The 19719-nt window shown below is 50.6% G+C and carries 17 protein-coding genes; 8 read left to right on the top strand and 9 right to left on the bottom strand.

The annotated features are described in order from the left end of the window. The first annotated feature begins 15 nt into the window (after positions 1-15). Positions 16-2721, top strand: a complete 2706-nt coding sequence (gene secA, locus JK216_RS09655; protein WP_212709349.1) for a preprotein translocase subunit SecA — start codon at positions 16-18, stop codon at positions 2719-2721. Between the two features lie 149 nt (positions 2722-2870). Beyond that, positions 2871-3266 (top strand): 8-oxo-dGTP diphosphatase MutT, encoded by a 396-nt coding sequence (gene mutT / locus JK216_RS09650; protein WP_212709348.1) that lies wholly within the window; start codon positions 2871-2873, stop codon positions 3264-3266. A gap of 56 nt (positions 3267-3322) precedes the next feature. Here the strand turns inward: mutT and yacG are convergent, their stop codons facing one another. The 8 genes from yacG to nadC form a co-directional block, all read right to left on the bottom strand. After that, the gene (gene yacG, locus JK216_RS09645; protein WP_212709347.1) at positions 3323-3514 is read right to left on the bottom strand and encodes a DNA gyrase inhibitor YacG; all 192 of its coding nucleotides are present in this window, start codon (positions 3512-3514) and stop codon (positions 3323-3325) included. 9 nt (positions 3515-3523) lie between these two features. After that, the gene (gene zapD / locus JK216_RS09640; RefSeq protein WP_212709346.1) at positions 3524-4267 is read right to left on the bottom strand and encodes a cell division protein ZapD; all 744 of its coding nucleotides are present in this window, start codon (positions 4265-4267) and stop codon (positions 3524-3526) included. Beyond that, on the bottom strand, positions 4264-4881 hold the full coding sequence (gene coaE, locus JK216_RS09635; RefSeq protein ID WP_212709345.1) for a dephospho-CoA kinase: 618 nt from the start codon (positions 4879-4881) through the stop codon (positions 4264-4266). Before coaE ends, zapD begins: the two co-directional genes overlap by 4 nt. A 365-nt stretch (positions 4882-5246) precedes the next feature. After that, a complete protein-coding gene (locus JK216_RS09630; RefSeq protein WP_212711591.1) occupies positions 5247-5906 on the bottom strand; it encodes a type II secretion system F family protein in 660 nt (219 codons plus the stop codon). A 59-nt stretch (positions 5907-5965) separates the two neighbouring features. Continuing rightward, entirely contained in the window at positions 5966-6445 is a 480-nt protein-coding gene (locus JK216_RS09625; protein ID WP_212711590.1) for a type II secretion system F family protein, read from the bottom strand. Next, positions 6438-7820 carry a type II secretion system protein GspE gene (gspE, locus tag JK216_RS09620; RefSeq protein ID WP_212709342.1) on the bottom strand — a complete coding sequence of 461 codons (1383 nt, stop codon included), beginning with the start codon at positions 7818-7820 and terminating at the stop codon, positions 6438-6440. Before gspE ends, JK216_RS09625 begins: the two co-directional genes overlap by 8 nt. Then, on the bottom strand, positions 7817-8263 hold the full coding sequence (gene ppdD / locus JK216_RS09615) for a prepilin peptidase-dependent pilin (RefSeq protein WP_212710487.1): 447 nt from the start codon (positions 8261-8263) through the stop codon (positions 7817-7819). The genes gspE and ppdD overlap by 4 nt, the downstream gene beginning before the upstream one ends. Positions 8264-8429: 166 nt before the next feature. Next, positions 8430-9308 carry a carboxylating nicotinate-nucleotide diphosphorylase gene (nadC, locus tag JK216_RS09610; protein ID WP_212708370.1) on the bottom strand — a complete coding sequence of 293 codons (879 nt, stop codon included), beginning with the start codon at positions 9306-9308 and terminating at the stop codon, positions 8430-8432. A gap of 204 nt (positions 9309-9512) precedes the next feature. Here nadC and ampD point away from each other — a divergent pair, with 204 nt between their 5' ends. Together ampD and ampE are read left to right on the top strand one after the other, a co-directional pair. Beyond that, positions 9513-10067 carry a 1,6-anhydro-N-acetylmuramyl-L-alanine amidase AmpD gene (gene ampD, locus JK216_RS09605; RefSeq protein ID WP_212708369.1) on the top strand — a complete coding sequence of 185 codons (555 nt, stop codon included), beginning with the start codon at positions 9513-9515 and terminating at the stop codon, positions 10065-10067. 32 nt (positions 10068-10099) lie between these two features. Then, a complete protein-coding gene (gene ampE / locus JK216_RS09600; RefSeq protein ID WP_212708368.1) occupies positions 10100-10954 on the top strand; it encodes a beta-lactamase regulator AmpE in 855 nt (284 codons plus the stop codon). Between the two features lie 121 nt (positions 10955-11075). On the opposite strand, the gene aroP is transcribed toward ampE, so the two are convergent. Then, the gene (aroP, locus tag JK216_RS09595) at positions 11076-12431 is read right to left on the bottom strand and encodes an aromatic amino acid transporter AroP (protein WP_212711589.1); all 1356 of its coding nucleotides are present in this window, start codon (positions 12429-12431) and stop codon (positions 11076-11078) included. Positions 12432-12893: 462 nt separating this feature from the next. Here aroP and pdhR point away from each other — a divergent pair, with 462 nt between their 5' ends. The 4 genes from pdhR to lpdA all read left to right on the top strand — a co-directional run bounded on the left by pdhR (position 12894) and on the right by lpdA (position 19715). Then, positions 12894-13658, top strand: a complete 765-nt coding sequence (gene pdhR, locus JK216_RS09590) for a pyruvate dehydrogenase complex transcriptional repressor PdhR (protein WP_212708376.1) — start codon at positions 12894-12896, stop codon at positions 13656-13658. A gap of 116 nt (positions 13659-13774) precedes the next feature. Further along, positions 13775-16438, top strand: coding sequence for a pyruvate dehydrogenase (acetyl-transferring), homodimeric type (aceE, locus tag JK216_RS09585; RefSeq protein WP_212711588.1), 2664 nt, complete (start codon positions 13775-13777; stop codon positions 16436-16438). Positions 16439-16451: 13 nt separating this feature from the next. Beyond that, positions 16452-18032: a pyruvate dehydrogenase complex dihydrolipoyllysine-residue acetyltransferase gene (aceF, locus tag JK216_RS09580; RefSeq protein WP_212711587.1), complete on the top strand. Its 1581-nt coding sequence runs from the start codon at positions 16452-16454 to the stop codon at positions 18030-18032. A 258-nt stretch (positions 18033-18290) separates the two neighbouring features. Beyond that, complete coding sequence (gene lpdA, locus JK216_RS09575; RefSeq protein WP_212708375.1) at positions 18291-19715, top strand: dihydrolipoyl dehydrogenase; 1425 nt, start codon at positions 18291-18293, stop codon at positions 19713-19715. Positions 19716-19719: the final 4 nt, after the last annotated feature.

The raw sequence follows: 19719 nt of genomic DNA, 5'->3' as shown, positions 1-19719 counted from the left end.
ATTGAGATTATAAAAATGGTCATGAAATTATTAACAAAAATTTTCGGTAGCAGTAATGATCGTACTTTACGCCGCATGCGTAAGACGGTTGATATTATTAATAAAATGGAACCTGAGTTCACCGCTCTCTCGGATGAACAATTAAAAGCAAAAACAGTTGAGTTCCGTGAACGACTGGAAAAAGGTGAAGCTTTAGAAAGCCTGATTCCGGAGGCTTTTGCCACCGTACGTGAAGCCAGCCGCCGGATTTTTAACATGCGTCACTTCGATGTGCAGTTAATGGGCGGTATGGTCCTTAATGAGCGTTGTATTGCAGAGATGCGTACCGGTGAGGGTAAAACCCTGACGGCAACCCTGCCCGCTTATCTGAATGCCCTGTCAGGGAAAGGTGTACACGTTGTTACGGTCAATGACTATCTGGCCCAGCGTGATGCGGAAAATAACCGTCCGCTATTCGAATATCTCGGACTGACTGTGGGTATCAACCTGCCGGGTATGCCTGCCCCGGCGAAACGTGAAGCTTATGGTGCCGACATTACTTACGGTACTAACAATGAATATGGCTTCGACTATCTGCGTGACAATATGGCATTCAGCCCTGAAGAGCGTGTGCAGCGTAAGCTGCATTATGCGCTGGTGGATGAAGTTGACTCCATTCTGATCGATGAAGCCCGTACGCCGCTGATTATTTCCGGTCCTGCCGAAGACAGCTCAGAGCTGTATATCAAGGTCAATAAAGTGATCCCGCATCTGGTACGTCAGGAGAAAGAAGACTCCGATACGTTCCAGGGAGAAGGTGATTTCTCGGTAGACGAAAAATCGCGGCAGGTTCATCTGACGGAACGCGGACTGGTAAAAATTGAACAACTGCTGGTCAGTCAGGGAATTATGGAAGAAGGTGAGTCTGTATATTCACCGACTAACATTATGCTGATGCACCACGTGACCGCAGCACTGCGTGCCCACGCTCTGTTTACCCGTGACGTTGATTATATTGTGAAAGACGGTGAAGTTGTTATCGTCGATGAGCACACGGGACGCACTATGCAGGGCCGTCGCTGGTCTGATGGTCTGCATCAGGCAGTAGAAGCCAAAGAAGGGGTTGACATCCAGAACGAAAACCAGACTCTGGCTTCAATTACTTTCCAGAACTATTTCCGCTTGTACGAGAAACTGGCCGGTATGACCGGGACTGCGGATACTGAAGCCTTTGAATTCAGTTCAATCTACAAACTGGATACGATCGTTCTGCCGACTAATCGTCCGATGGTGCGTAAAGATCTCCCTGACCTGGTCTATATGACCGAGAAAGAAAAAATCGATGCTATTATCGAAGATATCCGCGAGCGTACGGCGAACGGTCAGCCGGTACTGGTGGGGACAATCTCCATCGAAAAATCTGAAGTGGTCTCCAGTGAACTGGCGAAAGCAGGTATCAGGCATAATGTACTGAATGCGAAGTTCCATGCCAGTGAAGCGGATATTATTGCCCAGGCCGGTCAGCCTGGTGCGGTGACGATTGCTACCAACATGGCCGGTCGTGGTACCGATATTATGCTGGGTGGCAGCTGGCATGCGGAAGTTGAAGCCCGTCAGAATCCGGATGAAGAAGAAATCAGTGCTATTAAAGCTGAGTGGCAAAAACGTCACGATGCAGTACTGGAATCCGGTGGTTTACATATTATCGGTACTGAACGTCATGAATCACGCCGTATTGATAACCAGTTGCGTGGACGTGCCGGTCGTCAGGGGGATAAAGGGTCTTCTCGTTTCTACCTGTCGATGGAAGATGCCCTGATGCGTATTTTTGCATCAGACCGTGTGTCGGGCATGATGCGTAAACTGGGAATGAAACCAGGCGAAGCGATTGAGCATCCGTGGGTAACCAAGGCAATAGCAAACGCACAGCGTAAAGTTGAAAGCCGTAACTTTGATATCCGTAAACAGTTGCTGGAGTACGATGACGTTGCAAGTGATCAGCGCCGTGCTATCTATACACAGCGTAACGAACTGCTGGACGTCTCTGATGTGAGCGAAACTATCAGTGGGATACGTGATGATGTCATGGCCGCGACCATTGACAGTTATATCCCGCCACAGTCTCTGGAAGAAATGTGGGATGTACCGGGGCTGGAAGAACGGTTACGTAATGATTTCGATCTGGATTTACCGATTGCAGAATGGCTGGATAAAGAGCCTGAACTGCATGAAGAAACCTTACGTGAGCGGATCATGCAGCGTGCTCTGGAAAACTACAATGAAAAAGAAACTGTCGTTGGCACCGAGATGATGCGTAACTTCGAAAAAGGCGTCATGCTTCAGACTCTGGACTCATTGTGGAAAGAACATCTGGCGGCCATGGACTATCTGCGTCAGGGGATCCATTTACGTGGTTATGCACAGAAAGATCCTAAGCAAGAGTATAAACGCGAATCTTTCGCTATGTTTGCCAATATGCTGGAATCACTGAAGTATGAAGTGATTAGTACTCTGAGCAAAGTTCAGGTACGTATGCCGGAAGAAATTGAAGCCCTGGAGCAGCAACGTCGCGAAGAAGCGGAACGCTTAGCCAGTCAGCAACAGCTAAGCCATGTGGATTCTGAAACCGAAGCCGCTGAAGAGTTAGCAGCGCAGGGCGGTGAACGTAAAGTCGGGCGTAATGATCCCTGCCCGTGCGGGTCCGGCAAAAAGTATAAGCAATGTCACGGCCGTATTGCCTGAGTGTCAGCGACCCGGCCTTGTGGCCGGGTTCTCAGGAAATAAACACAAGGTCCATGGCAACATGGACCTTTTTAGTGGCTGTCAGAAGGGGCTGTTGCAGTTAAACCTTGTAATAGCAACACTGCAGAGTGAATCAAAAAGGGTAATTAATGAAACATCTTCAGGTAGCGGTGGGGATTATCCGTGATCCGGTGCGTGGTATTTTTCTGGCACAACGCTCATCAACTTCTCATATGGCGAACAAATGGGAATTTCCCGGTGGAAAGCTTGAGCAGGGAGAAACGGCTGAGCAGGCACTGAGGCGCGAGCTGATGGAAGAAACCGGCATTGAGGTCGTTTCAGCTCAGCCGGCAGGCAGTGCCGATCACACTTACGATGATGTGCGGGTCACACTCTATTTCTTTATTGTTGATCAGTGGCAGGGCGAGCCGTGGGGTAAAGAAGGTCAGCCGCAGCGCTGGGTACAGCCACAGGATTTATGTGCCGAAGAATTTCCGCCGGCAAACCATCGGCTGGTCGAAAAACTGGTAACAGGGCAGCTGTAAAACAGGGACCGGCAATAGGTCATTCTATTGCCGCTGAGCATTCAGTCTGTTGCGGATTATTCGCCGCTCCACTCTTCATCTTCAGAAAGTTTATCGTCTGCCGGGATCCGTTTTTCTTCGGCAGCCCATTCTCCCAAATCGATCATCTGGCAGCGCTTTGAGCAAAACGGCCGCCACGGACTGAGTTGATCCCAGATGACGTCTTTACGGCATTGTGGGCACTGAACCGTGGTAATCTCTTCCTGCATACATTCCTCTTAACAACATGCGAGTTCAAACGATAATCGCGAGGGGATCTCGCTCTCCCCGGTATCCATCGGCAAAAAACGGATGGCATAGCGATTTTTATGGCCGGAGATTTGCGGATACAATGTGACAGCGCTATCCAGCGTTAGCCGTAACAGGTCGGCATCTTCGGCCGTATCCTGAAAGAAACCATTCAGGCTTATTTGTGGCTGAAAACTACCAGACTGACGGATCAATTCCAACACTGAGGTTAAACTTTCCTGTAATGGCCGCAGAGTGTCGTACCATTCTTCGGTCTGCTCCTGACGTTCATTGTCCGGCAGGTTTAACCATATATGAAGGGCCGGCAGGTCAAAGCTGCAACATCCGCCGGGGATACTCAGACGCTGGCGAACCTGGCTGATAAAACGATCTTCTCTGAGTTGCTGACCCATACGCGGTGCAGTCAGTAGCTGCACTGACTGACTTTTCAGTTTCTGCTGTAATTCTGTGACTCTGGCCGTATCCACTCCGCTGACATTCAGCCAGCTCTGTAGCTTGTGCTGTTGCCTGTCCAGTTCTTTCACCAAATCTGCCCGCATATCTCCGCGGTCGAAGATATCCAGTAAGTCAGCGATGCCCCGAAAAAAACTCAATGCAGAGACCGGACTGCTGACCGGCATACTGCCGGTTAACTGTTGTAACAGGTATTCAATTCTCAGCCAGGTGCGCATTTTTTCGTTTAACGGATATTCAAACAAAACAACACTGCTCATGGTACAGATCCTTTTTTTGCGGATGCCAGTGACTGATAGCGCTGATACAACATGGCCACCTTTTGCTGTTGTTCGGCAGGAGAGCCTGAATTATCAATCACATCATCGGCAATCTCTAACCGGGATTGCCGGCTGGCCTGGGCCGCCAGAATATCAGCTGCCTGCTGACGGGTAATATTATCTCTGGCCATTGTACGCCGGACCTGAGTTTCTTCATCAACATCAACCACCAGAACCCGATCGGCGCGGTTATGCAGCCGGTTTTCGGCCAGTAATGGCACGACCCACAGGCACCAGTCATCGGCAATTTGGTCAATTAATTGTTGTGTCCGTTGCTGGATCAGCGGATGCAGCAGATTGTTCAGCCAGTTTTTACTTTCGGCGTCAGCAAATATCTGCTGTCTCAGCCAGCTGCGGTTCAGCCCGCCATCGGCTAATAAGACCCTGTCGCCAAAGTACTGATGAATTTTTTTGAGGGCCGGAGTACCGGCTTGTACAACCTGACGGGAGACTATATCGGCATCAATAACTTTTACCCCGCAACGGGCAAACATCTCTGCAATTGTGGTCTTACCGCTACCGATCCCCCCGGTGAGCGCAACAACATAGGGCATATCACATATATCCTGACAGTAAGCGGAGTGACGGTAATCAGCAGAGATTATTGACTGGCTGACTGGGCGTAATTATCTCTGTCTGACGGGCAAATTGTAGCGCAATAAAAACTAAAAACGCAGTCTTGTTGTTGCTTTATTGCGGGCTGCGGCCTGACCAGCGAATACAAGGTGTCTGATCATAGCAGCAGACCCGAACCTGTGTATTGACGGAGATATTACGCCGGGACTGACCGGTGTTCTTATCTGGCCGACGTGTTCGACACGACAGAACTGCTCTCAGTCAGAACCTGTGCTGGCTTTTATCTCCGGGCCCCCGGACTGCATGGCTGCCGTACCCGCTGGCCTTCAGGGCGGGGAGCGTATCAAAATAGCGCATCACCGAGGCTGAACATTGGCAGATACATAGCAATCACAATGCTCCCGGTAATGATTGCGGTAATAATCAACATGACCGGCTCTACTGAGGCTGCCAGGCTGCCCGCTTTTTGTCGGACAATATTTTCGAACCAGTCCGCCAGCCGGACAAACAGTATATCTGATGCACCGGTCTGTTCTCCGAGCCGTGTCAGTAAGTAACATAACTGTGGAAATTCGTTCCGCAGCCGAAGGCCGGATGACAGAGGTTGTCCTTGCTCAATATGTTGCTGCAGTGCACAGAGAGCCTGCTGCCATAAACCCCGGCCGTGAAGATTTTGCGTAATTGTCAGGCCTTCACGTAACGGGAGTCCTGCCCGCTGGGTCAGAGCCAGTAAGCTGAATATCCGGGCCAGTACCGCAGCCTGCCACAGGCAACCCGCGAGAGGGACTTTCAGCAGCAGGCGCTGTTCAGTGACTATCCAGTCAGGAAAGTGTTTTCTCGCGGTTCGCCAGAACGCTGTCAGTATCACAGTGAGCACCAGCACTGCCGGAGCTACCGATAACAGGAAATCTGACAGATTAATCAGCTGACGGGTAAATGCGGGCAGGGGAGTATCTGATGAGCGATAAATGGCTGCAAACTCCGGCAGAACCCATAGCAGCATCGCGGTACTGATCAGGCATGTCAGCAGCAGAATAAATAGTGGATAGCGCAGGGCTTTGGTCAGTTTTTTTTTAACTTCATTTCACGTTGTTGCTGTTCTGCCAGCTGTCTACAACATTGTTCCAGGTGACCTGTTTGTTCACCGGCATACACCAGCGAGATACATAACAGGGGAAATATTTCCGGCCAGCAGCGCAAAGCGGCCGAAAAGGTAACGCCGGACAGTATCTGCTGCTGTAACTGTATCAGTAACGCCTGCCAGGCTTTTTGCGGGTGGCCTTCTGCCAGCAGTCCCAGCCCGTCGGCCAGCGGCAGGCCGGCCTGTAGCAGGATACTGATTTGGCTGAAGATCAGTATTCTTTGCTCGCATCGCCAGTAACGGGGCGGACATAACTTTTTTTTTGTGATTCTGACGGGGACCAGGCCATCATCGTTCAGTATACGGGATAACTGATGACGGTGTCTCACCAGCCTGTACCCCTCACAAGGCTGCCCTTTACTGTTTACGGCTTGCCAGTAAAACAAAGCATAGTTACTCACGATTGCCCCCGATCACCCGTAATATTTCGGACCATGAAGTGATCCCTTTTTCGACCGCATTGATACCGGTGCTGAATAATGATCGGCCTCCCTGACGGCAGGCGATTTCACGCAATGTCTCCGGAGAGGCATCACTGGCTATCGCCTGGTGTAATGCACCACAGACCGGCAGTATTTCAAACAGTGCGATACGCCCGTAATAGCCGGAAAAGCAGTGGTCGCATCCGTCGGCCAGCCAGTGCCCTAAAGGGGATTTCCGGACAGAAGCGGGGAGCCTGATCTCCGTTCCAGCCGGATGACGGCAGTGAGTACAGAGTTTTCGTACCAGCCGCTGTGCAATGACCAGCCGGAGTGATGCGGCCAGCAGGTAACCGGCGATACCCATCTGCCGGAGGCGTATCAGCGTCTCTCCGGTAGAATTTGTGTGCAGGGTTGAAAGGACCAGATGTCCGGTCTGGGCGGCCTTTACCGCAATATCTGCCGTGTCGTTATCCCGTATTTCTCCGATCATAATCACATCCGGATCCTGGCGGAGTAAAGCCCGCAGGATAAGGGAAAAATCGAGTCCGGCTTTACTGTTGAGCTGTGTCTGGTTCACGCCTTCCAGCGGTATCTCGATGGGATCTTCAACCGTAGAGAGGTTTTTATCCGGGGTATTCAGCTGGCTCAGCAGACTATATAGCGTGAAGGTTTTACCGCTGCCGGTCGGGCCGGTCACCAGAATCATTCCCTGAGGCTGGCGGAGAATAGTAAGCACCTGTTGTAAGTCATCTTTATCAAAACCAAGCTGTGCCGGGGCCAGAGCTTGTTTGACTGAGCGCAGACGTCTGATAACCAGTTTTTCACCACAGCGGGTCGCCAGTGTCGAAAGGCGGAAACTGTGGTTTTCACCGTCCAGAGTCAGGCTCAGCTGACCATCCTGCGGGAGCCTGGTTTCGGCAATATCCAGCCCGGCCAGTACTTTAAACCGTGCAACCAGCGCCTCTGCCGTGCAACTGGCCGTCAGCGGAGTAGGATGCAGTAAACCGTCTATCCGTAACCTTATTACCGGCCCCAGCGGGGTCGATTCCAGATGTATATCTGATGCCCGTTGCTGAATTGCGCGGGATAATAACTGTTCAGCGATCAGCGGTACTGTCTGCGGTTCAGGTTCAGCTAACGACAATGAATGTGACGATTGTTGCCTGCGCTGACTTTCGATACGGGCCTGCGGCCAGTATTCGAATTCGATCTGGCGCTGGCTGGCAAAGCGTAAGGCATCAGTAATATCGGGCGGCGGAGGGGTAACGACCGCGAGCCTCAGATATTTTGTGTCATAAGAGATAATGCAGGCAGGCAGCTGGCGGCAGAGAACTTCCAGTGGCAGGGAGATCATAGTCCCTCCTGCTGATCATCAAACCGGAACTGTGACTTACAGTTATTAAGTAGCAGGCTGTTTTCGCTCTGGCATTTTTTTTGCCACCGGAAATCGCCTGACTGAGGATCCCATTGGGGGAAAAGTCTGACGGTTAACCCGCTAAGGGTTTCCAGCCCCCGCAGTGTCATTTGCCCATCGCTGATTTGTACTTTTTCAGCATAACGGGACCCCTTAACGCCCGGAATGCCGTAGCTTTCGGCATTGCACCCCTGCACAGTCCCTTTTTCCATACTGCATAATTCAATGGCCGTTTTGTAGGGCATCATCAGTTGCAACATATCGGTGATTGCTGCTTTCTGCAGGTAATTCTGGTAAGCGGGCAGACCGATAGCACTGAGGATGGCGATAATCGCAATAACAATCATCAGCTCGATCAGGGTAAATCCTTGCTGGTTATACATGCGGCTCTCCTTATGGACGGGAAAAGGAGAGTAACTCAGAGATACTCAGTGCCGGGCAGCGAAAATAACAGTACCGGGGATGGCTCAGGGTTAACCGGCTTGTGTTGCATTGAGTTTAAAATCTATAGGGGACAGCTTCAGAAAAAGTCCCCGTTATTCGCGCCGTTTAGCCGGCAGTGGCGATAAATTGCAGGGAGATATCCAGCGGGCGATAATGGCGGATCAGTGAATCTGCAGAAATGTAATCGATACCCGTCAGGCTTAGTTCCTGCAGCTGATCCGGTGAAATATTCCCCCCGGCTTCGAGGAGTATTTGTACGGCACTCTGCCGGACGGCCGTAATAGCATCAAGGGTGTCGCCCCGGGTGAAATTGCGCAGCAGGATAATGTTTGCCCCGGCGCGGATAGCCTCTGCCAGTTGCTCACCGGAAGTGACTTCAATCTCAACTGGCCGATCGGGGTCTATCCAGCGGGCATTTTCTATCGCCTCAGAGACTGATCCACAGGCAATGATATGGTTCTCTTTCAGTGGGATCGTATCGCAAAAATCCAGCCGTTTCGATTGTCCGGCGCCGGTCAGCAACGCATATTTCAGGCTATCGGTCCCGCTGATATTGCTGAGAGTATCGATAAAGCGTGTCACGTCGCCCGATAACAGGCTGATACAGTGCGCTATATGGGTTGCCGCGCCGGATAAGGTCTTTAAAAAACGTAACAGGGTACTTTCAGCACTCAGCAGTACAGCCGCAGGGCCACTGACTGTAGCCAGTGTCTGACCGGTGCGGATATTGTCCGCATCATTTACCTGCCACTGTACGTTAATGCCGGGATCCAGCTGACTAAAAAGTTCATCGACCCATGCTTTGCCACAGAAAATACCGTCTTCCCCGCAACTGATTATCGCCTGACCCTGCCTGTGTTTTGGGATCAGACGGCTGGGGCGGGTATCTTTTAGTGCCTGTTTTACGTATTCGGGAATTTCGGTTTTGATTCGTTCGAGTAACAGCTGATGGCTGTGCTCTGCAGCGTAATGGCTTATCGGCATAAGGAAGTTTGCTCCTTTAGTCACAGGAATAAATACTGTAGCCCGGTGTCTGCCGCGCTGCCAGTTGAATAGCGTAACCAGTTAAGTATTTGGTAACCATATGAATCGTCACAATAAGCATCCATGACTGGCCTCCAATGACGTGAAACAATATCATGGCAGTATTTATGATATTCTCGAACCCTGGCGGAGAACAGCGCGAAGATGAAAATAGAATCAGGCTGGCTGGCAGAGGCCAGAAAGGTACCTTCAGAACATTTTAACCTGCGTCCGGAAGATACCAGCCCCTGGCTGTTGGTGGTACATAATATCAGTCTTCCGCCGGGGGAATTCGGCGGGCCGTGGATTGATCAGTTGTTTACGGGGTGCCTTGATCCTCAGGCTGATCCTTATTTCAGTGAAATTGCCGCCCTGAAGGTGGCCGCCCATTGTCTGATCCGCCGTGACGGGGAAATCGTCCAGTATGTTGCTTTTGATAAACGCGCCTGGCATGCCGGACAATCGTCTTATCAGGGGCAGGACAATTGTAACGATTTCTCCATTGGTATTGAGCTGGAAGGGACGGATGTTCTGCCTTATACAGAACAGCAGTATCATGCCCTTTGTCTGCTGACACGGACACTGATGAAGTACTATCCGATTAAAAGTGAACATATCACCGGACACAGTGATATTGCACCGGGCCGTAAGACAGACCCGGGAGAGGCTTTTGACTGGCAATATTACCGGCAACAACTGCTTGCTATGACGAATAAGTAAACCGGAACCCAATGAGATAAAGGCTGGAAAGCATGACGTTATTTACTTTGTTACTGGTACTTGGCTGGGAGCGTTTATTTAAGCTCGGCGAACACTGGCAGCTCGAACACCGCCTTAAACCTGTATTTCGTGGCCAGACCCATTTTTCGCTGGTGCGTACCGGCGGCATGGTGATTCTGGCGATGCTGATTACACTGGTTGTGGTACACAGCTTGCAGGGGCTGTTGTTTGGTGTTGCTTCGTTAGTACTGTGGGTGCTGGTTGGCGTATTGTGTATTGGCGCCGGTATTACCCGCCAGCACTATCATGCTTACCTGAAATCCGCCAGTACGGATGATAATGCCGCACATCAGGCGATGGCAGAAGAGTTAAGTGTGATACATGGTCTGCCGGAAACCGTGAACCAGCGGGTGTATTTGCGCGAGTTACAGAATGCATTACTGTGGATTAACTACCGTTTTTACCTGGCCCCTTTGTTCTGGTTTGTCGCCGGCGGTCCCTGGGGACCGGTGACTCTGGCAGGTTACGCTTTTTTACGTGCTTGGCAGGGATGGCTGGCGGCCCATCATACGGCGGCTGAACGTGAACAGTCGGGAGTCGACCGTCTGCTGTTTATCGCAGACTGGATTCCGGTTCGCCTGGCGGGGCTGGCCTATGCTTTGCTGGGCCACGGGGAAAAAGCGTTACCGGCATGGCTGAAGTTTCTGACTGATTTTCGTCGTAAACCTTATCAGGTACTGACACAGCTTGCTCAGTTTTCGCTGGAGCGTGATCCCTGCAACGATAAAGTCGAAAAGCCGCGTATGGCGGTGGCGCTGGCGAAACGTATTACACTGGTACTGGTGGTGGTGGTGGCACTGCTGACTATTAGCGGTGCATTGTTATAAGTGTGTTGTCCCCGTCAGCCAGTAAAAAAAACGGGCCCGCTAAGTATTACCGGGCCCGTTTTTTATGGTGTCCTGCCGGTCCCCCGCAGACGGGAGAGCGCGTCTTTTTCTGCAGTAATGGTCAGAGAGTGCGACGCTTAACGGTGAACAGATAGCCGATGGCCAGAATTATCAGCCAGACCGGGATGAGCCAGACCGAAATAGCCATACCGGGAGTGATTGCCATAACCACCAGGATTGCAGCGAGGAACAGCAGGCAGATCCAGTTACCAACCGGGTAGAACAGTGCCCTGAAACGGGTGATAACACCCTGCTTATCTTTCGCTTTACGGAACTTCAGGTGTGCCAGACTGATCATTGCCCAGTTGATTACCAGTGCGGATACCACCAGTGACATCAGTAAACCAAAGGCTTTCGCTGGCATCAGGTAATTAATCAGGACACCGATAGCAGTGGCAAACGCCGACAGCCCTAAAGCTATATAGGGGACGCCACGACGGTCAACTTTCAGTAACGCGCGCGGACCATTGCCCTGTTTTGCCAGACCGTACAGCATACGGCTGTTACTGTATACACAGCTGTTATATACAGATAAAGCGGCTGTCAGGATCACCACGTTCAGGGCGTTAGCCACCAGGCTGTCGCCCAGTTCATGGAAGATCAGTACAAACGGACTGCCACCTTCAACAACTTTGGTCCACGGATATAAGGATAACAGTATTGTCAGAGAGCCAATATAAAAAATCAGGATTCGGTACAGGACCTGGTTGGTGGCTTTCGGAATACTTTTTTCAGGGTTGTCTGCTTCAGCAGCCGTAATCCCTACCAGTTCAAGCCCGCCAAACGAGAACATTATGACTGCCATCGACATCACCAGTCCGGTGATCCCGTGCGGGAAAAATCCGCCTGCCTGCCATATATTGGTTACTGAAGCATCGGGTCCGCCAGTACCGCTAAACAGCAGCCAGCCACCGAATATAATCATACCGACCACTGCCACCACTTTGATAATGGAAAACCAGAACTCCATTTCACCATAGACTTTAACGTTGGTCAGATTGATGGCATTAATCAGCACGAAGAAGATAGCTGCAGAAACCCAGGTAGGGATTTCCGGCCACCAGTACTGGATGTAAACACCGACAGCCGTAAGTTCTGCCATGGCGACCAGCACGTACAGTACCCAGTAATTCCAGCCGGAAGCAAAGCCGGCAAAACTGCCCCAGTATTTATAAGCAAAGTGGCTGAATGACCCGGCAACCGGTTCTTCAACTACCATTTCGCCCAGCTGGCGCATAATCAAAAAGGCGATAAATCCGCCAATGGCATAACCCAGCAGAACAGAAGGCCCGGCCATTTTAATTGTTTGTGCAATCCCCAGAAACAGGCCGGTACCAATAGCGCCACCCAGAGCGATCAACTGAATATGGCGGTTTTTCAACCCCCTGTTCAGTGTGTCCTCTTGCTGTTTTTCCATAAAAACCTCGTAATAATGAATAACACTGCGATCCGCAGTAACAGATGCAGCTATTTATTGACTATGATTATTATTTTACCCTGTGACCCCCGGTAGCAGTACCTGTCGGTCCGCGCATCAGAATAGTGATAAGTCAGGTGCTTTGCACCTTGCTTTTGTTGTTTCGTGCGCAAAAGGAGAGAATTGTCATCAGCTTGCAGAGTGGAGAATATAACACAGGGTGGCAGAGCATTTGTTTTCAAACATATTTATCCGGAAAATAAATGCAGATTATCTGCACAACCGCCGAATACTCCTCTGAATGCTGACCTGAAATCTGACAATAACCAGATTTGATCCTTCCGGAAACGTGATTGCAGAATATAGACACCTGGTAAATAGTTTGTTACTTTACCGCCATATTCTGTCAATTGGTAATACCAATTATCCGGAACCCGGTCAGGAAGATAAAAATCATCTGTGATGGCATATAACAAAATCCGACAACCTAAGCTGTCTGATGTGATTGAACAGCAGCTGGAATCGCTTATTATGGAAGGTTCCCTGTGTCCGGGAGAGCAACTCCCCCCGGAGCGTGAACTGGCCCGCCAATTTGAAGTGTCGCGTCCCTCGGTACGTGAGGCTATTCTGCGTCTTGAGGCCAGAGGCCTGTTGCTACGTCGTCAGGGCGGAGGAACCTTTGTGCAAAGTGACCTCTGGCACAGTGTAAGCGATCCGCTGGTCGGTTTACTGGCAAACTCTTCTGAATCCCGCTTTGATCTGCTGGAAACGCGCCATGCGCTGGAAGGGATCGCTGCGTATTATGCAGCATTACGCGGGACCGAAGAAGACTTACTGCGCATTCGTGAATACTATCTCCGTATCCGTCAGGCACAGGATAGCGGGAATCTGGATGCTGAAGCCGATGCTGTCATTAAATATCAAATAACGGTCACTGAAGCCGCCCATAATGCGGTATTACTCCATCTGGTACGTGCGATGGGGCCGTTACTTGAGCAAAATGTCCGGCAAAATTTTGAAATCCTCTACTTACGCCGCGATATGCTGGCGAAAGTGAGCGGGCACCGCGCCAGAATATTTGAGGCGATTATTGCACGAGAGCCGGAAAAAGCCCGTGAAGAATCACACTCACACCTGGCGTTTATTGAGGAAATATTGCTGGACAGAAGCCGGGAGCAAAGCCGGCGGGAACGTTCATTAAGGCGTCTCCAGCAACGCAAGGATTAGGCACATTGAGGTGTGCAATAAAGATAGGGTTATCGCGGTTCTGTACCCTGAAAGACGGCCGTTACAGATAACCTTATTAAAAATCAACGTAATAGACACAGATAAGGAATAACCCCATGTCAGAACGTTTACCTAATGACGTGGATCCGATTGAAACCCGCGACTGGCTACAGGCGCTCGAATCGGTCATCCGTGAAGAAGGTGTTGAACGCGCTCAGTACTTAATTGATCAGGTACTGGATGCTGCACGCAAAGGTGGTGTGAATGTTGCAGCCGGAGTAACGGCACACAACTATGTCAATACTATTGCTGTTGAAGATGAACCGGAATACCCGGGGAATCAGTCACTGGAGCGACGCATTCGTTCAGCCATTCGCTGGAATGCTATTATGGCCGTATTACGTGCTTCCAAAAAAGATTTGGAACTGGGCGGACATATGTCGTCTTTCCAGTCTTCGGCAACTATCTACGAAGTGTGTTTTAACCACTTTTTCCGTGCCCGTACGGCACAGGATGGTGGCGACCTGGTGTATTTCCAGGGACATATTTCTCCGGGAATTTACTCCCGTGCGTTCCTGGAAGGTCGTCTGACCGAAGAGCAGATGAATAACTTCCGTCAGGAAGTACATGGCAAGGGATTATCTTCCTATCCACACCCGAAACTGATGCCGGATTTCTGGCAGTTCCCGACCGTCTCTATGGGGCTGGGGCCACTGGCTGCGATCTATCAGGCTAAATTCCTGAAATATCTGGAACATCGCGGGCTGAAAAAGACATCAGCGCAGACGGTGTATGCCTTCCTTGGTGATGGTGAAATGGATGAGCCGGAATCCAAAGGGGCCATTACCATTGCGACCCGTGAAAAACTGGATAATCTGGTCTTTATCATTAACTGTAACCTGCAGCGACTGGATGGTCCGGTGACAGGTAACGGTAAAATCATTAATGAGCTGGACGGTATTTTTGCCGGAGCCGGCTGGGAAGTGATTAAAGTCATCTGGGGCGATCGCTGGGATGAACTGCTGCGTAAAGATACCAGTGGTAAGCTGATCCAGCTAATGAACGAAACCGTGGATGGCGATTATCAGACCTTTAAATCGAAGAACGGCGCGTATGTCCGTGAACATTTCTTTGGTAAATATCCGGAAACGGCTGAGTTAGTCAAAGATATGACCGATGATGAGATCTGGTCTCTGAACCGTGGTGGTCATGACCCGAAAAAAGTCTATGCGGCACTGAAAAAAGCACAGGACACTCAGGGCAAACCGGTGGTTATTCTGGCGCATACTGTGAAAGGCTACGGTATGGGTGAAACGGCGGAAGGTAAGAATATTGCTCACCAGGTGAAAAAGATGAATATGGATGGCGTACGCTATATCCGTGATCGTTTTAATGTCCCTGTCAGTGATGAGAATATCGAAAGCCTGCCGTACATTACCTTCGAGGAAGGTTCTGAAGAATATAACTATCTGCATGGTCAGCGCGAAAAACTGGGCGGATATCTGCCGAGTCGTCAGGAGAAATTCTCTGAGAAGCTGGCTATTCCTGCTCTGGACGAATTTAAATCCTTGCTGGAAGAACAGAATAAAGAAATCTCTACCACCATCGCTTTCGTGCGTGCACTGAATGTGATGCTGAAAAATCCTTCGATCAAAGATCGTCTGGTACCTATTCTTGCCGATGAAGCCCGTACCTTTGGTATGGAAGGACTGTTCCGGCAGATCGGTATCTATAGCCCGAACGGTCAGCAATATACCCCTCAGGATCGTGAGCAGGTCGCGTACTATAAAGAAGACGAGAAAGGTCAGATCCTGCAGGAAGGGATTAACGAACTGGGTGCCGGGGCGTCCTGGCTGGCGGCTGCAACATCGTACAGCACCAACAACCTGCCAATGATCCCGTTCTACATCTACTACTCAATGTTTGGTTTCCAGCGTATCGGCGATTTATGCTGGGCTGCCGGCGATCAGCAGGCCCGCGGGTTCCTGGTGGGCGGAACATCAGGCCGTACAACACTGAACGGTGAAGGTCTGCAGCATGAAGATGGCCACAGTCATATTCAGTCTCTGACTATCCCTAACTGTATTTCGTATGACCCGGCATATGCTTATGAAGTGGCCGTGATTATGCATGACGGTCTGGAGCGGATGTACGGTGACGCTCAGGAAAATGTCTACTACTACATCACGACCCTGAACGAAAACTACCATATGCCAGCGATGCCGGCAGGTGCCGAAGAGGGTATCCGTAAAGGTATTTATAAGCTGGATACAGTTGCAGGCAGTAAAGGTAAAGTTCAGTTGCTGGGATCAGGTTCCATCCTGCGTCATGTTCGTGAAGCAGCAGAAATTCTGGCCAAAGACTACGGTGTAGGCTCTGATATCTATAGTGTGACTTCCTTCACCGAACTGGCCCGTGACGGACAGGATTGTGAACGCTGGAATATGCTGCATCCGACCGAAGCACCGCGTGTGCCTTATATTGCACAGGTAATGGATGATGCGCCGGCGGTGGCGTCCACCGATTATATGAAACTGTTTGCAGAGCAGGTACGTAACTATATCCCTGCCAGTGATTATCGAGTGCTGGGGACCGACGGATTTGGCCGCTCCGACAGCCGCGAAAATCTGCGTCATCATTTTGAAGTGGATGCTTCTTATGTGGTGGTGGCTGCTCTGGGTGAACTGGCTAAACGTGGTGAAATTGATAAAAATGTGGTGGCTGAAGCTATCCGCAAATTCGATATCCATGCAGATAAAGTCAACCCGCGTCTGGCATAAGAGGTAATTATTGATGTCTATCGAAATCAACGTACCGGATATCGGTTCCGATGAAGTTGAAGTCACCGAGATTCTGGTGAAAGTGGGTGATAAGGTTGAGACAGAACAGTCCATTATCACGGTAGAAGGGGACAAGGCATCGATGGAGGTGCCGTCACCACAGGCGGGTGTGATTAAAGAAATCAGAGTGAATATCGGTGACAAAGTTGCCACCGGATCACTGATCATGATCTTTGACACGGCAGATTCACAACAGTCACCTGCACCCGCAGATGCTCCGGCACCACAGGCTGAAAGCGCTCCGGCTTCTGCCGCAATGCAGGCGAAAGAAGTGAATGTCCCTGATATTGGTGGCGACGAAGTTGAAGTCACTGAAATTATGGTCAAAGTCGGTGACAAGGTTGAAACTGAGCAATCACTGATAACCGTTGAAGGCGACAAAGCGTCAATGGAAGTCCCTGCGCCTTTTGCCGGAACAGTTAAAGAAATCCGGATTGCCACCGGTGATAAAGTCAGTACCGGGTCATTAATCATGGTATTTGACGTTGCCGGTACTAACAATGCGCCGCAGCCAGCCGCGGCAGCGGCCGAAGCTTCGCCTGCTGCACCGGCAACCGCGCCAGCACCGGCACCGGTGAAAACGGCACCGCCGGCAGCAGCGGGCGACTTCGCAGAAAATGATGCCTATGTGCATGCGACTCCGGTGATCCGTCGTCTTGCGCGGGAATTCGGGGTTAACCTGGCGAAAGTCAAAGGGACCGGCCGTAAGCAACGTATTCTGCGTGAAGACGTTCAGGCCTATGTAAAAGAAGCGGTGAAGCGTGCCGAGTCACCTGCCGCTGGCGGGATCAGCGGTATGCTGCCATGGCCAAAAGTCGATTTCAGCAAATTTGGTGATATCGAAGAAGTTGAACTGGGACGCATCCAGAAGCTTTCGGGGGCTAACCTGAGCCGTAACTGGATGATGATCCCGCATGTGACACACTTCGACGAAGCAGATATCACAGAACTGGAAGCGTTCCGCAAGCAGCAGAATGCGGACGCCGGGAAACAAAAACTGGAGGTCAAAATCACTCCGGTTGTGTTTATTATGAAAGCGGTTGCTAAAGCGCTGGAAGCTTTCCCGCGGTTTAACAGTTCAATTTCTGAAGATGCGCAACGTTTAACCCTGAAGAAATATATTAATATCGGGGTAGCCGTTGATACACCTAACGGACTGGTGGTCCCGGTATTCCGTGATGTGAACAAAAAAGGCATTCTTGAGTTATCCCGTGAACTTATGGAGATATCCCAAAAGGCCCGTGGCGGAAAACTGACCTCCGGTGATATGCAGGGCGGATGCTTTACCATCTCCAGCCTTGGCGGACTGGGTACTACCTCGTTCACTCCGATAGTTAACGCGCCTGAAGTGGCTATCCTTGGTGTTTCTAAGTCCGCGATGAAACCTGTATGGAATGGTAAAGAGTTTACTCCGCGTCTGATGCTGCCACTGTCGTTATCTTTTGACCACCGGGTCATTGATGGTGCAGACGGTGCACGCTTCATTACTTATATTAATCAGGTACTGTCAGATATTCGTCGCCTGGTAATGTAATGCAGGGCAGATAAGGCCGGTGAACACCGGCCTTATTGGTATATAAAGACAGTGACAGGTCCCTTTTCGGCGTTGGCAGCCCTGTCCGGCAGCGGTTTCCCGGCGCAGGAAAAGGCGCCGGTCAGTTCAGACAAAGCTGTTTGCAGTTTGTTAACAATTCTGTAAGCTCTTGCGCTAAATGCGTCCCGGTGGCTAGCTGGACGTTATCACTGATAACAACTGACGTCGGACCGCCGGATAGTCAAATAAGAGGTCATGATGAGTACAGAGATTAAAACCCAGGTCGTGGTACTTGGCGCAGGCCCTGCAGGGTACTCTGCGGCTTTCCGCTGCGCCGATTTAGGATTAGAAACCGTTCTGGTTGAACGCTACAGCACCCTGGGCGGTGTATGTCTTAATGTCGGTTGTATCCCTTCCAAAGCATTGTTGCATGTTGCTAAAGTCATCGAAGAAGCGAAGGCACTGGAAGCTCACGGGATTGTCTTCGGACAGCCAAAAACCGATATTGATAAAGTCCGTACCTGGAAAGAGAAAGTGATTAATCAGCTGACCGGCGGATTAGCTGGTATGGCAAAAGGCCGTAAAGTGACTGTGGTCAATGGTATCGGTAAATTCACCGGTGCGAATACCCTGCTGGTCGAAGGTGAAAACGGCGCGACCACGGTTAATTTTGATAATGCGATTATTGCTGCGGGTTCACGTCCGGTAAAACTGCCATTTATTCCTCATGATGATCCAAGAGTCTGGGACTCTACGGATGCACTGGAACTGAAAACCGTCCCTGAACGCCTGCTGGTGATGGGCGGAGGAATTATCGGTCTGGAAATGGGAACCGTGTATCATGCCCTGGGTTCTCAGATTGATGTTGTCGAAATGTTTGATCAGGTTATCCCGGCAGCAGATAAAGATGTGGTCAGAGTCTTCACGAAACGCATCAGTAAGCAGTTCAGACTGATGCTGGAAACCAAAGTAACTCAGGTTGAAGCCAAAGAGGACGGGATCTACGTCTCAATGGAAGGCAAAAATGCCCCGGCAGAGCCGCAGCGTTATGATGCTGTACTGGTAGCGATCGGCCGAGTGCCTAACGGTAAAAACCTTGATGCCGGTCAGGCGGGCGTTGAAGTCGATGAGCGCGGCTTTATTCAGGTGGATAAGCAAATGCGCACCAATGTGCCGCATATCTTTGCTATCGGTGATATTGTCGGACAGCCAATGCTGGCCCATAAAGGGGTACACGAAGGGCATGTGGCCGCAGAAGTTATTTCCGGTAAAAAACACTATTTTGATCCGAAAGTGATTCCGTCAATTGCCTATACGGAGCCGGAAGTTGCCTGGGTGGGGCTGACTGAAAAAGAAGCCAAAGAGAAAGGCATCAGCTATGAAGTTTCTGTCTTCCCATGGGCAGCGTCGGGACGTGCAATTGCTTCCGACTGTGCCGACGGCATGACTAAACTGATTTTCGATAAAGAATCTCATAGGGTTATCGGCGGAGCGATTGTCGGGACAAATGGCGGTGAATTGTTAGGCGAAATCGGACTGGCGATCGAAATGGGTTGTGATGCTGAAGATATTGCGTTAACTATCCATGCACACCCTACATTGCACGAGTCTGTAGGCCTGGCGGCAGAGGTTTATGAAGGCAGTATCACTGACCTGCCTAATCCGAAAGCCGGCAAAAAGTAACTGT

Source organism: Tatumella sp. JGM94 (assembly GCF_018257595.1).
In the GTDB taxonomy this organism is placed as follows: domain Bacteria; phylum Pseudomonadota; class Gammaproteobacteria; order Enterobacterales; family Enterobacteriaceae; genus Tatumella; species Tatumella punctata.
The sequence above is the reverse complement of the archived record's forward strand: the minus strand, read 5'-3'. Positions and strand labels throughout refer to the sequence as shown.

Excerpts from the sequence above, each read along its gene's own strand:
- secA (WP_212709349.1), top strand. The coding sequence starts at position 16 with ATGGTCATGAAATTATTAACAAAAATTTTCGGTAGCAGTAATGATCGT.
- mutT (WP_212709348.1), top strand. The coding sequence starts at position 2,871 with ATGAAACATCTTCAGGTAGCGGTGGGGATTATCCGTGATCCGGTGCGT.
- yacG (WP_212709347.1), bottom strand. The coding sequence starts at position 3,514 with ATGCAGGAAGAGATTACCACGGTTCAGTGCCCACAATGCCGTAAAGAC.
- zapD (WP_212709346.1), bottom strand. The coding sequence starts at position 4,267 with ATGAGCAGTGTTGTTTTGTTTGAATATCCGTTAAACGAAAAAATGCGC.
- coaE (WP_212709345.1), bottom strand. The coding sequence starts at position 4,881 with ATGCCCTATGTTGTTGCGCTCACCGGGGGGATCGGTAGCGGTAAGACC.
- JK216_RS09630 (WP_212711591.1), bottom strand. The coding sequence starts at position 5,906 with ATGCTGCTATGGGTTCTGCCGGAGTTTGCAGCCATTTATCGCTCATCA.
- gspE (WP_212709342.1), bottom strand. The coding sequence starts at position 7,820 with ATGATCTCCCTGCCACTGGAAGTTCTCTGCCGCCAGCTGCCTGCCTGC.
- ppdD (WP_212710487.1), bottom strand. The coding sequence starts at position 8,263 with ATGTATAACCAGCAAGGATTTACCCTGATCGAGCTGATGATTGTTATT.
- nadC (WP_212708370.1), bottom strand. The coding sequence starts at position 9,308 with ATGCCGATAAGCCATTACGCTGCAGAGCACAGCCATCAGCTGTTACTC.
- ampD (WP_212708369.1), top strand. The coding sequence starts at position 9,513 with ATGAAAATAGAATCAGGCTGGCTGGCAGAGGCCAGAAAGGTACCTTCA.
- ampE (WP_212708368.1), top strand. The coding sequence starts at position 10,100 with ATGACGTTATTTACTTTGTTACTGGTACTTGGCTGGGAGCGTTTATTT.
- aroP (WP_212711589.1), bottom strand. The coding sequence starts at position 12,431 with ATGGAAAAACAGCAAGAGGACACACTGAACAGGGGGTTGAAAAACCGC.
- pdhR (WP_212708376.1), top strand. The coding sequence starts at position 12,894 with ATGGCATATAACAAAATCCGACAACCTAAGCTGTCTGATGTGATTGAA.
- aceE (WP_212711588.1), top strand. The coding sequence starts at position 13,775 with ATGTCAGAACGTTTACCTAATGACGTGGATCCGATTGAAACCCGCGAC.
- aceF (WP_212711587.1), top strand. The coding sequence starts at position 16,452 with ATGTCTATCGAAATCAACGTACCGGATATCGGTTCCGATGAAGTTGAA.
- lpdA (WP_212708375.1), top strand. The coding sequence starts at position 18,291 with ATGAGTACAGAGATTAAAACCCAGGTCGTGGTACTTGGCGCAGGCCCT.